The following is a 12,990-nucleotide window of genomic DNA, read 5'->3' as shown; positions in this document are numbered from 1 at the left end:
GGCTCCGTGGCGTCGCGCTGGGCGGCCCGCTCGGCGTCTGTCGCGGTCACGTGGACGATGCTAAGCCGTCCGGGTGACGCACGCGCGCACCCGGACGGCCCCTGTGGACAACCCGGTCCGGCTACCGCGCGGGCCGGGTGAACACCGCCACCAGCCCCGCCACCACCAGCAGGGCCCCGGCCGCCAGGCAGGCCGCCAGCAACAGGGTGGTCGGGTCGACCGAGAACACCGGGATCGCGCTCACGGCCATCGCGATCGCGAACACGAGCAGCACCACACCCCAGAAGATCGTGCCGAAGCGTGCACCACGGCGCGCCCGCGCAGGTTCCGGTGCCGGTGCCGGTACCGGCGCCGCAGGTGGGAACGTCTGGGTCGTCTCGTCGTCGTTCGTCATCGTCTCGTCCTTCACTCGTTGACGGTCAGCGCACGGGGCACGTCGGCGGCGCCCCCGAGGATCCACAGGTGCACGGTCGTCGTCCCGACCGCATCGGTACCGGCGGACCGTGCCGCCCGGTTCTCGACGGTGGTCGTGCCGAACAGCCCGCCGCTGCCGTCGTCGCCGGAGTCGCCGTCGGTGTCGGTGTCGACGCCGTACCCAACGCCGCTCACCTCGACCCGGACCGGCACGTCGGTCGGCAGCAGCACCTCGGCCCCGCCGGCGCCGAGCCACAGGTTCACGTCCCCGCCGGCGTCGGTCTCGTCGAGGCCGCGCAGGTCGAGGGTCGGCCCGCCGACGAGCATCGCGTAGTTCCGTTCCGACCCGGCGGCGACGCTGTCGACCCGCCAGGTGGTCCCGCCGATCAGCGAGACCTGCGTGCCGGCGGGCAGCACCCCGGTGACGACCAGGGCGACGACCCCGATCGTCGAGAACAGGCCGAGGGCACCGTCGTCGCGTCCCCGGATCCCGGCGACGATGGTCGCGATCGCCAGCACGGCGACCGCCGCGGCGATGCCGAGCACCGCCACCGGCCAGGCCTCCGCCTGCGCCCAGACCGCGACGCCGGCCCCGGCGACGAGCGCCAGCCCGAGCGACACGGCGACGTACGCCGCGCTCGACCGTCGCTCGGCGCGGGTCGCGCGCCACGCGGCCGCCCGCTCCCGTTCGGCGCGCATCCGCTCGTCGTGTCGTCGCTGTCGGTCCTGCGGGGTACCGGGGGCGTTCCACTGCCAGGAGGCCCGGCCCGCGTCCGACGCCTCCCCCGCGTCCGCCGTCCACGCGGCTCCACCGGCCGGGCGCGGGTCGTCGGGGCTCGTCCAGAAGTCGCGCCGTGTCCCCGCTGCCGCGGCGGCGTCAGCGTCGGGCGCCGGCCCGTCGGTGCGACGACGCGCGACCACCACGGCCAGCCAGACGATCCCGCCGACGAGCGCGATGCTCCACGCCGTGCGCAGGGTCGCCTCGAGCCAGCCGGGCATCCCCCACGCCGAGGGCACGCCCTGCCACCAGATCCCCTGGACCGCGGGCACGAAGGTCAGCACCACGAAGACGCCGATCCCGATGAGCGCCGGGTCGAGCACGCCGCGGATCATCCGCTCGACGTGGATCCGTCCCGTGGTGTCCGGCAGCAGCGCCCACCCGACGGCGTACGCCAGGAAGACCGGACCGCCGAGCAGGGCGACGACGATCGCGACGCCGCGGACCACGAGCGGGTCGAGTCCGGTGCGTCGGGCCACGGCACCGCAGACGCCGGCGAGCCAGCGGTCGTCGGTGCGGGCGACGTCGAGTCCGCGGATCCAGTCGAAGAACCGGGCCGTCGAGTCGGCGTTCCCGGCAGCCGGGCCGGGAGCCGTGTCGTGCTGGTGATCGGTCATGGTCTCCAGCATCCCGGCCCGCGGTGGCCGACACCATCGGGGTTCCCCCTGACCGGTCCCTGATCCCTGCCCCGATCCCTGCTGGTGCGGGCGCCCGAGTGCCAGGATTGGCCCATGGCCACCGCTCGGATGACCCGCCCGACCCCCAGGGTCCTCGGCGGTGTCTGCAGCGGGTTCGCGACGCACACCGGTCTGCCACTCGGGGCCGTCCGGGCGGCGACGGCGGTCCTGGCCGTGTGCGGCGGGGCCGGGGTCCTGCTCTACGCGTGGCTGTGGGCCACCACTCCGAGCGCGACGTCGGCCGCGACGTCACCGCTCAAGGCCGTCCTCACGGCGCCCCGTGCGAACGGCGACGGCGACGCCGACGGCGACGGCGACGCGACCGTGACCGTGAGCCGTCGAGCACCCGTCGTGGAGATCCTGCTCGGACTCGCACTGCTCGCCGCCGGGGGCGCGATCGTCGCTGTGCGCCTCGGCGCCCAGGTCCCGCTCGAGGTCGTAGTGCCCGGCGTCGTGGTCGCCACCGGTGCTGCCCTGGCCTGGCGGCAGTTCGACGCCCTGCGCACCGTCCGGGCCGCGGCGTCGTCGACCCTGGTCGTCCGGGCGCTCGGTGCACTGGTGCTCGTCGTGCTCGGCATCCTGCTGTTCTTCACCACGAGCGACCGGCCGAACGTGTGGACGGTGCTCAGCGCAGCGGTCGCGGTGCTGCTCGGCGTCGCCGTGGTCGTCGCGCCCTGGGTCGTCCGGCTCGTCCGGGACCTCGCCGACGAGCGCGCGGCACGGGTCCGCGACCTCGAGCGCGCCGAACTCGCCGCGCACCTGCACGACTCGGTGCTGCAGACGCTCGCGCTCATCCAGCAGAAGGCCGAGCCCGGCTCCGATGCCGCACGGCTCGCCCGGGCGCAGGAACGCGAACTGCGGTCGTGGTTGTTCGCCGAGCAGACCGAGCCGGCCCGTGACCTCGGCGCCGAACTGCGCGACGCCGCCGCCGACATCGAGGCCGAGTACCCGGTCCGCATCGACGTCATCGCGGTCGGCCCGTCGCGCACCGACCTGCCCGACGGTGTCGTCGCCGCTGCCCGCGAGGCGATGCTCAACGCCGCCCGGCACGCCGGCGGCACGATCAGCGTGTACGCCGAGACCGCGCAGGACGTCGTCGAGGTCAGCATCCGCGACCGTGGGCCGGGCTTCGACCCCGACGCCGTGCCCGAGGGACGGTACGGCGTGCGCGAGTCGATCACCGGGCGGCTGCACCGGCTCGGCGGCCGGGCGACCATCGCCCCGGGGCCCGGTCGCACCGGGACCGAGGTCCGGCTCCGGCTGCCGCTCGCGCCCACCGCCCCCCACCACGAGGAGGACGCATGACCGAGCCCGACCTGCTCACCGTCGCCGTCGTCGACGACCACTCCATCTTCCGAGCCGGCGTGCGCGCCGGACTGCCACCGGGCCTCCAGGTCGTGGGTGAAGCCGCCACCGTCGACGAAGCCGTGACGCTCGTGGCGACCACCGCACCCCGTGTCGTCCTGCTCGACGTCCACCTGCCCGGCGGAGCCGGCGGTGGCGGCGCCGAGGTGATCACGCAGTCCGCTGCCGAGCACCCGGGCACGCTGTTCCTCGCGCTGAGCGTGTCCGACGCGGCCGACGACGTCGTGCGGGTGATCCGGGCCGGGGCCCGCGGGTACATCACGAAGAGTTCGTCGAGCGCCGAGGTGGCCGAGGCCGTCCGACGGGTGGCGGAGGGCGACGCGGTGTTCTCGCCCCGCCTGGCCGGCTTCGTGCTCGACGCCTTCGGTGCGGTGAGCGGCGAGACCGCGCAGCACGACGCGGAACTCGACCGGTTGTCGGCGCGCGAGCAGGAGGTGATGCGCCTCATCGCGCGTGGGTACGCCTACAAGGAGGTGGCGGCGGAGCTCTTCATCTCGGTGAAGACCGTCGAGACCCACGTGTCGAGCGTGCTGCGGAAGCTGCAGCTGTCGAACCGGCACGAGCTGACGGCGTGGGCGCTGCAGCGCAAGCTGCTCTGAGCGCCCACGCGGTCACTTCGCGCTGATCCTGGCTGTGGATGGTGCAGTCTTGTTCACCGCCCCGACGGTCTCACTTCGCGCTGATGCGGGTGTACTTGTTGACCGCCCAAGGCACGAACACGACGAGCATCACGGCGATCCCGATCAGCACCGTCACGATCGGGTGCTGCATCGTCCAGATGTCCGGCACCGGCGCCGACCCGACGTTGCCGAAGAGTTCACGGGCCGCCTGCACGAGCGACGACACCGGGTTCCACTCCGCGAACACCCGCAGCACCAGGGGCAGCGTGTCGCTCGGCACGAAGGCGTTCGAGATGAACGTCAGCGGGAACAGGATCATGAACGAGGCGTTGTTGATGACCTCCGGCGTCTTGACGCTCATGCCGAGCAGCGCCATCACCCAGCTGAACGCGTAGCTGAACAGCAGCAGCAGGGCGATGCCGGCCAGGAACTCGAGCGGCGACGAGTTCACCCGCCACCCGACGGCCAACCCGGTGAGCATCATGATCGCCATCGAGATCGAGTTGAGCACGAGGTCGGAGTTGGTCCGGCCGACGAGCACCGCGGACGCCGACATCGGCAGCGTGCGGAACCGGTCGATCAGGCCTTCCTTCAGGTCCTGCGCCATCGCCGACCCCGAGAAGGTCGCCCCGAAGACGACGGTCTGCGCGAAGATCCCCGCCATCAGGAACTGCGTGTAGTCGGTGCCCTCGACCGCGATCGCGCCGCCGTAGACCTGGCTGAAGAGCAGGACGAACATGATCGGCTGGAGCACGGCGAAGACGAGCATGTCCGGCGACCGCTTGATCTTGATGAGGTTCCGCTTGGTGACGGTCCAGCCGTCCTCGAACCAGATGGCGACCGGCGAGGTGACGACGACGGGCAGCTGCCGACCCGGCGCGATGGTGGTGGCGGTCATCGGGCCGTCTCCTTCTGCTTGGTGGCGGCGGCTTCGTCGGCCTCGTCCTCCGTCGCGGCGTGGCCGGTGAGCCGCAGGAACACGTCGTCGAGCGTCGGTCGGCGCATGCCCGCGTCGTGCAGCTCGATACCGGCGTCGCCGAGGTCGGCGAGCACCCGCTGCAGCGCGGTGGGGCCGGCCTCGACCGCGATGGCGTGGGTGCGGCCGTCACCAGAGGCCTCGACGTCGCCGACACCGTAGCGCCGCAGGACGGTCGTCACGGCGTCACCGTCGGTCTCGTCCACCAGGGTCACGACCACCCGGTGGCCGCCGACCTGCGCCTTGAGGTGGTCGGCGGTGCCCTCGGCGATGACCCGGCCGTCGTCGATGACCGCGATGTCGTCGGCCAGCCGGTCGGCTTCTTCGAGGTACTGCGTGGTGAGCAGGACCGTGGCGCCCTCGGCCACCAGGTCCTCGATGATGCCCCAGAGCGCCAGCCGGCTGCGGGGGTCGAGGCCCGTGGTCGGCTCGTCGAGGAACAGCACGCGCGGGTTCATCACGAGGGCCCCGGCGAGGTCGATCCGTCGCCGCATGCCACCGGAGAAGCCCTTCACCGGGCGGTCCCCGGCCTCGGCCAGGTCGAACACGTCGATGAGCTCACGGGCACGCTCCCGCGACGTCTTCCGGCCCAGGTGGTAGAGCCGCCCGATCATCTCGAGGTTCTCGAAGCCGGTCAGGTTCTCGTCGACCGCGGCGTACTGCCCGGACACCCCGATGGACCGCCGGGTGGCCTGCGGGTCGGCGATCACGTCGATGCCGTCGATCGTAGCCGTCCCGGAGTCCGGGGTGATGAGGGTGGTGAGCACCTTCACGGTCGTGGTCTTGCCCGCGCCGTTCGGCCCGAGCAGCGCCTTCACGGTGCCCTGCGGCACGGACAGGTCGAGTCCGGCCAGTGCGTGCACCGGCCCGGACTTCGACCGGTAGGTCTTGGTCAGCCCGGAGGCTTCGATGATGGCCATGCCGCTCCCTTGTCGACCACGGAGAATATCAGTGGGTCGGTGGGAACTCGTGACCGGTCACTCAGATGCCGAAGTCACCACCGAAGTCACTGGAGCCACCGCCGAAGTCGGATCCGCTGTCACCCCAGCCCGCACTCTCGAACCCGCCGCCGTCGGACGCGCCACCGTCGGACGCACCGCCGTCACCGGAGTCGGCTCCAGTGTCCTCCGAACCACCGTCACCCGCAGCGTCAGTACCGCCATCGAACGATCCGGGGTCCGGCAGGAAGGCGCTCATGATCGCCGAACCGATGACGTAGCCGGCCACGGTGCCGAGGACCGAGGCACCGATCATGCTGCCGAACGACGGTCCGCCGCGCTGCCCACCGAAGCGGCCACCGCCGCCGACGCCACCGAGCGAGCGCTCCATGAAGCCCGGTTGGCGGATCTCGGACCGCGTCGCCGACTGCGCGAGCGAGCGGGGGTCGTCGCCGCGCGGGGCCTCGCCGGGAGGCGCCGTGCGGGTGAACTCGTCGTAGACCATGCGGCGCTGTTCGTCGGTCAGCTTCGCGAACGCCTCGGCGTGCACCTCTTCGATGCGCTCGGGCGGCGCCGTGCGGAGCAGGTAGCGGTACCGCTCCACCGCGCGCTCGTCGTCGGTCGCCGCGCCCTGCTGCTGCGCGGGTGCACCGCCCCACTGCGGCACGCCGTACTGGCCGCCCTGCTGCTGCCCGGCCGGCACCCCCGTCGGCGCGGGCTGGTGGTACGACTGCTGGCCGTACCGGTAGCCCTGCTGCTGCGGTTGCTGCGGCTGCCCCCACTGGTTCTGCTGCGCGTCGTACTGCTGCGCGTCACCGGTGCGGTCGCGGTCCGGACGTCCGAGCAGGCGGTCGAGGAATCCCATGGTCGATGCTCCTTCGGGTGCACGGGTGATCCGGTCGGACCGCCCGTGGCCTGCCACCCTATGGAGCGCGGTCGGCCGCTGACTGAGCGCCCGCTCAGAGTCAGCCGTGCGCCGCCGCGCCCGCAGGCGCACCGTGCGCACCTGCACGACCCGTGCCGGGTCGGCAGCACCGTGCGCGCCTACAGCACCGCACCCAGCGGCCGACCCCGCACCAGAACGCGGACCCCGCACCGTGCGCACCACCCACCCGACGGGAGGGCCGTACCCGACCCGCCCCGCGCCTCCAGTCCGCACCGTGCGCACCTGCACGACCCGTGCCGGGTCGGCAGCACCGTGCGCGCCTACAGCACAGCACCCAGCGGCCAACCCCGCACCAGAACGCGGACCCCGCACCGTGCGCCGGCCACACCTGCCGCGCGCACGCGCCGGCTCAGCCCGCCGCGGCGCCCACGGCGAGCGCGGCCGTCCACACCCCGTGCAGCTCGTCGGCGGCCCCGGGGTGCGCCACCAGGAACGGTTCGCCCACGGGCGGGAAGCCCTCGACCGGACCGGAGCGGGTCAGCACGATCCCGCCGGCCTCGTGCACGAGCAGCACGGCGGCCCCGTGGTCGACCGGGTTGAACGCCGACACGCACCCGCCGATCCCCCGCCCGGCCGCCACCTGCGCGATGGTCAACGTGCCGGAGCCCTGCACCCGCAGCGTGCACGACCGGTCGGCCAGGGCGTCGAGGAACGCGCCGAACCCGGGCCACGGCCGGTGTCCGTCGAGCTCGGTGCCGACGACCGCACCGGCGAGCGGTCGCGGGGTGTCGTCCAGCTGGAGCGGACGGTCGCGCAGGGTGGCACCGCGTCCGCGCCGCGCCTCGAGGACCTCGCCCCGCCACGGGTCGGCCACGACGCCGACGAGCGGGCGTCCACCGCGGGTCAGGCAGAGCGACATCGACGTCCAGGGCACGCCGTTCGCCAGGTTCGTGGTGCCGTCGACGGGGTCCAGGTACCAGCGGTGGCGGTCGCCGGGTGCGTCGCCGTACTCCTCTCCGGTGAACCCGTGCGTCGGGAACGCCATCCGGACGCGGGACCGGACGTGCTGTTCGACCAGCCGGTCCACGTCGGTGACGAGGTCTGCGGGGTTCGCCTTGGTCCGTACCTCGCTGACGGGGTGCTCGCGGGTGAAGGCGATGACCTCGTGCGCGATGCGGTGCGCCAGGGCCTGGGCGCGCGAGGCGACCTCGGTCTCGGTCGGTTCGCGGTCCCGTTCCGGCCAGCCGTCCCGCTCCGCCGACGACAGCGCGGCGCCGATCGCACCGACGTCGTTCGTGGTGATCGAGTCGACGCCGAGCCGTGCCGCCCAGAGCGCCGGTTCGGACTCGTCGACGGTCCACACGGCGACCCGCAGCCCCAGGGCGTGCGCGGCCTCGATCGTCCGCGGGGTGAGGAACGCGATGTCGAGGTTCAGGGTGGACGGCGTCAACGCCTCCAGGTCGGCCGGAGTGGGCGGGTCGAGCGACTCCCACGCGAGCCAGACGTCGGCGTCGGGCAGCACCGAGCGGACCGCGGCCATCGCCGCCGGCGCTCCGCACCACGCCACGGTGGTGGACGCGGTGGACCCCGCGACGGTGCGGGCGGCGACGAGTCCGTCGGCCGCGTCCGTCAGGTCGACCAGCAGCACCGAGTGGCAGCCGTCGAGCCGTTCGAGGGCGGCGTCGAGCCGCGGGATCCGGTCGAGGCCGTTGCCGAGCCGGGCGACGTCGCACCAGGCGACGTCGGACACCCGGCGGGCATCGCCCCACATCCGACCGAGGGTCTCGTCGTGCAGCAGCACGGCGACGTCGTCGGCCGTGCGACGGACGTCGACCTCGATGACCTCGGCGCCGAGCGCCTCGGCGACCGCGATGGCGGGCAGGGTGTTCTCGCGCCGGACGCGCGGCGCACCGCGGTGGGCGACGAGCCGTGGCGGACGCACGCCGGGCCTCCCGGTCGGGCTGGTGGCGACCACCTGGTCAGCGGGCGCCGACACCGGGGCGCTCATCGGGTGCCCTCGAGCAGCGCGCCGTCGCGGTACACGAGCACCTCGCCGAGGCGGACGCCGGTCTCGGTGCCGACCGTCGGGGGTGCTCCGGTGACGAACGCGCGGAGCTCGGCGCCGTCGGCGGCCAGCACCACCTCGGCGAAGTGCCCGCGCATCAGTACGCGGGCGACGGTCGCACGGATCGGCGAGTCGTCGGTGAGCACGACCTGCTCGGGTCGGATCAGGACCGTGTCCGCCACGGTGGGGCTGACCGACGTGCCGGCCAGGAACCGGCCGGTGACGGCGCTCGTCGACCCGATGAACGACGCGACGAACCCGGTGGCGGGGCGGGCGTACAGCTCGGTCGGCGTCGCGATCTGCTCGATGCGGCCGTCGTGCATGACGGCGATCCGGTCCGAGATGCTGAGCGCCTCGTCCTGGTCGTGCGTGACGATCACGGTCGTGATGCCGAGACGCTGCTGGATGCGCCGGATCTCGTCGCGGACGCTCACCCTGAGCTTCGCGTCGAGGTTCGACAGCGGCTCGTCGAGGAGCAGCACGTCGGGCTCCTGCACGATCGCCCGCGCCAGGGCGACCCGCTGCTGCTCACCGCCCGAGATCGCGGTCGGTTTCGACCCGGCGTGGTGGCTCAGACCGACGAGTTCGAGCGCCTCGCGCACCCGCTCCGCCACCCGCTGCTTCGGCACGCGTCGGGTCCGCAGTGGGAACGCCACGTTCTGCGTCACCGTCATGTGCGGCCACAGTGCGTAGTTCTGGAACACCATCGCGCTCGGACGACGCTCCGGACCGATCGACGTGACGTCGCGGTCCCCCATCGTCACGACGCCGCCGTCGGCGGGCAGGAACCCCGCCACCATCCGGAGCGTCGTCGTCTTGCCGCACCCGGACGGGCCGAGCAGCGAGACGAGCTCGCCCTTCGCGACGTCGAGGTCGATGCCCGCGACCACGTCGCGTCCGCCGAGCGTCTTGCGCAGTCCGCGGATGGTGAGTCCGCCGGTGCGGGACCGGTCGGTCGTGCTGCCGTCGGCCTGGAGGCCCGGTGCGCGTTCCGCGACGAGCGTTGCGTCCGTCATCTGGTCGCCTTTCGTGCTGGTGGTGGTCATCGGTGTCGGTCCGGGTGTCAGCTCGGTCGGTTGCGGCCGCGTCATCGGATCTGGAAGCCGTCCGCCAGGCGGCCGCCCATGATGTGCTTCCGGGCGAGGAGCAGCAGGACCACGGACGGGATGCTCAACGCGATCGCGAACACCGCGGAGACCTGGCGTGGGGAGTTCAGGACGAGCGAGTACATCGCCGTCGGCATCGTCATGTAGGTCGGCGCGCCGACCAAGTACGTGCCCTGCGCCTCGTCGAAGGACGCCAGGAACGACATCACCATCGCGACGAGGATCCCCGGCCACGCGATCGGGAACGTCACCCGCCAGAAGGTCCGCCAGCGGCTCGCGCCGGCGTCGCGTGCTGCTTCCTCGAGGGACCGCGGGACGGCCGAGAACGCGGCGGCGGGCAGCCACGTCATGAACACCACGCAGCCCAGGACGTGCACGATGAGGATGCCCGTGACCGTGTTCATGAGGTTCAGCGCGGTGAACATCGCCGACATCGTGACGAAGAGGCCCATCTTCGGGAACGCGTTCGTGGCGAACAGCCCGACCAGGACGAGCCGTCGCCCGGGGAACTCGATGCGGCTGATCGCCCACGCGGCCGGCAGGCAGACCACGGCGGCGATGAGCACGGTCAGCGGGGCGAGGACGAGCGAGTTCTGGACGGCGACCGCCAGGCTCCGGTCCTCGAACACGGTGCCCCACCACTGCAGCGTCCAGCCGTCGGGCAACAGGTTCGGGTACGTCCAGGTCGTGGCGAAGGCACGTGCCGCCAGCCAGAGGAGCGGACCGAGCACGAAGACGGCCAGCACGACGGCGGTGGCCCAGACGAGGGTGTTCCCGGTGAGTCGCTTGATCACGGCTGCTCCTGCTTCTGCTGCTGCTTCCGCAGCTCGCCGGCGTTCGCCCGGACCGTCGAGCGCAGGTAGAACACGCTCGCGGCCGCGGCGAAGGCGAACACGATGAACGCCATCGCCGTCGACTGCTGCGGGCGGTTGTAGGCCTGGAAGTACTTCGAGATGTCGACACCGAGCATCGTCGGGGCGTTCGGACCGGTGAAGTACGGCACCGTGAACGACCCGAGGACCCCGATGACGGTGAACGTCGTCGCGATGACGAGCGGGGTCGCCGCCATCGGCAGGAGCACCTGCCAGACCACCCGCCACGTGCTCGCGCCGGCGTCCTTCGCGGCCTCGACCAGGGCGTCCGGAGTTCCCTGCAGCGCGCCGGCGATCATCAGCACCGCGAACGGCAGGCTCGTCCAGACGCTGCCGAACACCACGGCGACGAGGGTGTAGCCCCACACCGGGACGTCGAGGCCGAACTGGGCACCGAGGCTGCGGAGGAAGCCCTGCGCATCGGTGAACGTCAGGACCGACCAGCTCGCGATGACCACCGGCACGAAGAGCGGGACCACGGCCAGGACGCTGAGGCTCTTGCCGAGGAAACCACCGCGGAGCCGGAGGATCACCGCCACCGCCACGGCGAGCGCCACGGTCAGACCGGTCGACAACGCGGTGACCCCGAGCGTCGCGACGAGGTCGCGCAGGAACGTGGCGTTGCCGAGCAGGGTGCCGTACACCGCGAACGAGAAGCCGCGCACGGTGTCGCCGCCGATGTCCGCGAGTGCCTGGTTCAGGCCGCCGGTGAACCCGAGGCTGAACAGCGCGGCGTTCACCACCGGTACGCCGACGAACAGGACCACGACGAGGACGGGCGCCGCGACGAGGGCGAGGCCCTGCCACCGCCGACGGCGGTCGAGCCGCTCCTGGACGGACAGCCGACCTGCGGGGTCCGCGGTGCCGTGGGAGGGCGACGGGACGGGCGGGAGGCCCGTGGCGGAGTCGCCACGGGCCTCCCGGTCAGTTGCCGGGCCGTCCTGGACGGTCTGGGTCACTGCGGGACCTTCGCGTCCCACGCCGCGTTCATGTCGGCGGCGAAGTCGCTCTGGAACCCGAGGCGGAGCTGCGAGGGGTTCGCGTCGGCGAACTGCTCCGCGACCGACGCCGGCAGGCTGTCGAGCGGGATGACCGGGTAGCCGGAGACGGCGCTCGCGACGAGTTGCTGCCCCTTGGAGCTCAGGACGAAGTCGGCGAGCTGTTCGGCGGCGGCCTTCTTGGCCTTCGGCTCGGTCTTCGGGATGCCGAGGAAGCTCGCGCTGCCGGTGAACGACGGGTCGGTGATCTGGATCGCCTTGACGGTCTTCGGGATCACGCCGGTCTTCTGCGAGGTGATGAACTGGTCGCTCCACACCGGCGCCATCGCGATCTGGCCGCTGCCGAGCAGCTGCACGACCTGGTCGTTGCCGTTCGGGTAGACCCCCTTCTGGTACGTCGAGGGGCCGAGGTCCTTGAGCGCTGCGAAGCCCTTGTCCCACTTCGACTCGAGCGACTTGTCGTACGTCGTCTGCATCGTCGCCTGCTCCTCCGCGGTCAGGTACTTCGCGAGCACCGTGGCGACGAACGAGCCGCCGGAGCCGCCGGACGACGGGGAGTTGTACGCGAACTGACCGGGGTTGGCCTTGATCCAGGCGAGGAGGTCGTCGAGGCTCTCCGGCGGGTCCGTCACCTTGCTCGAGTCGTAGGCGAGCAGGACGCTCGAGGCGCGGTACGGGATCGCGCTGTCGCCGCCCTGCTGCTTCGTGGCCTCGGGGACGTCCTTCAGGTTCGGGATCGTGCTGTCGCTGACCGTGCTGAGCAGTCCGGCCTTGCCCGCGGTGCTGACGAAGCCGGCGTCGACCAGGTCGTACGCGACGGACTTGCCGGCCTTGACCGCGGTGGCCAGGTTCGCCTGGGTCTGCGCGTCGTGCTCGCCGTGCAGGTCGATGCTCGTGCTGACGTGGATCTTCGGGTTCGCCTTCTCGAAGGCGGGGATGAGCGACTTGTCCCAGAGGTCCTGGACGTTCGTGTCGCCGCTGATGAACACGGTGAGGTTCGTGGTGCCGCCGCTCGTGTCCGCGGCGTTCGAGGCGTTGGCGCTCTGGACGCAGCCGGACAGTGCGACGGTCGCGGCCGCCGCGATGGCGAGGCCGGCGAGGACTCGGGTCTTCACGTCGATGATCTCCCTGTTCCGTGGGGTGGGGTCGTCCGGGGTGGGGTGGTGCGGGGTGGGGGGGGGTTGTGCGGGTCGTGCGGGGTGGTGTGGCGCGGGCCGTGTGGGAACGTTCCCGCGCCGAGGTCGAGTGTGGCGCTACCGGGTGAACGCCGGGTGCCGCGGGCGTCGCCGCCGGGT

12 protein-coding genes are annotated in these 12,990 nt (G+C 72.5%); 2 read left to right on the top strand and 10 right to left on the bottom strand.

Annotated features, from left to right (window positions below):
- Positions 1–121 precede the first annotated feature (121 nt).
- Positions 122–394 (bottom strand): hypothetical protein, encoded by a 273-nt coding sequence (locus EDF48_RS04650; protein ID WP_131878423.1) that lies wholly within the window; start codon positions 392–394, stop codon positions 122–124.
- 11 nt (positions 395–405) lie between these two features.
- Entirely contained in the window at positions 406–1,809 is a 1,404-nt protein-coding gene (locus tag EDF48_RS04645) for a PspC domain-containing protein (protein ID WP_165932312.1), read from the bottom strand.
- 114 nt (positions 1,810–1,923) lie between these two features.
- On the opposite strand from EDF48_RS04645, the gene EDF48_RS04640 reads away from it, so the two are divergent.
- Together EDF48_RS04640 and EDF48_RS04635 are read left to right on the top strand one after the other, a co-directional pair.
- Positions 1,924–3,174 (top strand): ATP-binding protein, encoded by a 1,251-nt coding sequence (locus EDF48_RS04640; protein WP_131878419.1) that lies wholly within the window; start codon positions 1,924–1,926, stop codon positions 3,172–3,174.
- Positions 3,171–3,833, top strand: coding sequence for a response regulator transcription factor (locus tag EDF48_RS04635; protein WP_131878417.1), 663 nt, complete (start codon positions 3,171–3,173; stop codon positions 3,831–3,833). The genes EDF48_RS04640 and EDF48_RS04635 overlap by 4 nt, the downstream gene beginning before the upstream one ends.
- Positions 3,834–3,903: 70 nt before the next feature.
- Here the strand turns inward: EDF48_RS04635 and EDF48_RS04630 are convergent, their stop codons facing one another.
- From EDF48_RS04630 to EDF48_RS04595, 8 genes are all read right to left on the bottom strand, one after another.
- Positions 3,904–4,752: an ABC transporter permease gene (locus EDF48_RS04630; RefSeq protein ID WP_123294045.1), complete on the bottom strand. Its 849-nt coding sequence runs from the start codon at positions 4,750–4,752 to the stop codon at positions 3,904–3,906.
- On the bottom strand, positions 4,749–5,750 hold the full coding sequence (locus EDF48_RS04625; protein WP_123294046.1) for an ATP-binding cassette domain-containing protein: 1,002 nt from the start codon (positions 5,748–5,750) through the stop codon (positions 4,749–4,751). The genes EDF48_RS04630 and EDF48_RS04625 overlap by 4 nt, the downstream gene beginning before the upstream one ends.
- A 61-nt stretch (positions 5,751–5,811) precedes the next feature.
- Positions 5,812–6,633, bottom strand: a complete 822-nt coding sequence (locus EDF48_RS04620) for a hypothetical protein (protein ID WP_243648888.1) — start codon at positions 6,631–6,633, stop codon at positions 5,812–5,814.
- 430 nt (positions 6,634–7,063) lie between these two features.
- The gene (locus EDF48_RS04615; RefSeq protein ID WP_131878415.1) at positions 7,064–8,662 is read right to left on the bottom strand and encodes an inositol monophosphatase family protein; all 1,599 of its coding nucleotides are present in this window, start codon (positions 8,660–8,662) and stop codon (positions 7,064–7,066) included.
- The gene (locus EDF48_RS04610) at positions 8,659–9,735 is read right to left on the bottom strand and encodes an ABC transporter ATP-binding protein (protein WP_243698034.1); all 1,077 of its coding nucleotides are present in this window, start codon (positions 9,733–9,735) and stop codon (positions 8,659–8,661) included. The genes EDF48_RS04615 and EDF48_RS04610 overlap by 4 nt, the downstream gene beginning before the upstream one ends.
- Before the next feature lie 71 nt (positions 9,736–9,806).
- Complete coding sequence (locus EDF48_RS04605) at positions 9,807–10,619, bottom strand: ABC transporter permease subunit (protein WP_123340755.1); 813 nt, start codon at positions 10,617–10,619, stop codon at positions 9,807–9,809.
- Positions 10,616–11,656, bottom strand: a complete 1,041-nt coding sequence (locus EDF48_RS04600; RefSeq protein WP_123294050.1) for an ABC transporter permease subunit — start codon at positions 11,654–11,656, stop codon at positions 10,616–10,618. Before EDF48_RS04600 ends, EDF48_RS04605 begins: the two co-directional genes overlap by 4 nt.
- Positions 11,653–12,810, bottom strand: a complete 1,158-nt coding sequence (locus EDF48_RS04595) for an extracellular solute-binding protein (protein ID WP_131878411.1) — start codon at positions 12,808–12,810, stop codon at positions 11,653–11,655. The genes EDF48_RS04600 and EDF48_RS04595 overlap by 4 nt, the downstream gene beginning before the upstream one ends.
- Between the last annotated feature and the right edge of the window lie 180 nt (positions 12,811–12,990).

Origin of the sequence: Curtobacterium sp. PhB191, from assembly GCF_004346515.1 — a bacterium.
Taxonomy (GTDB): Bacteria; Actinomycetota; Actinomycetes; order Actinomycetales; family Microbacteriaceae; genus Curtobacterium.
Note: the sequence above shows the minus strand (reverse complement) of the source record. Positions and strands in the feature narration are given on the sequence as shown.

Bases quoted from the DNA above. Each gene is read 5' to 3' on its own strand.
- EDF48_RS04650 (WP_131878423.1), bottom strand. From the start codon at position 394: ATGACGAACGACGACGAGACGACCCAGACGTTCCCACCTGCGGCGCCG.
- EDF48_RS04645 (WP_165932312.1), bottom strand. From the start codon at position 1,809: ATGACCGATCACCAGCACGACACGGCTCCCGGCCCGGCTGCCGGGAAC.
- EDF48_RS04640 (WP_131878419.1), top strand. From the start codon at position 1,924: ATGGCCACCGCTCGGATGACCCGCCCGACCCCCAGGGTCCTCGGCGGT.
- EDF48_RS04635 (WP_131878417.1), top strand. From the start codon at position 3,171: ATGACCGAGCCCGACCTGCTCACCGTCGCCGTCGTCGACGACCACTCC.
- EDF48_RS04630 (WP_123294045.1), bottom strand. From the start codon at position 4,752: ATGACCGCCACCACCATCGCGCCGGGTCGGCAGCTGCCCGTCGTCGTC.
- EDF48_RS04625 (WP_123294046.1), bottom strand. From the start codon at position 5,750: ATGGCCATCATCGAAGCCTCCGGGCTGACCAAGACCTACCGGTCGAAG.
- EDF48_RS04620 (WP_243648888.1), bottom strand. From the start codon at position 6,633: ATGGGATTCCTCGACCGCCTGCTCGGACGTCCGGACCGCGACCGCACC.
- EDF48_RS04615 (WP_131878415.1), bottom strand. From the start codon at position 8,662: ATGAGCGCCCCGGTGTCGGCGCCCGCTGACCAGGTGGTCGCCACCAGC.
- EDF48_RS04610 (WP_243698034.1), bottom strand. From the start codon at position 9,735: ATGACGGACGCAACGCTCGTCGCGGAACGCGCACCGGGCCTCCAGGCC.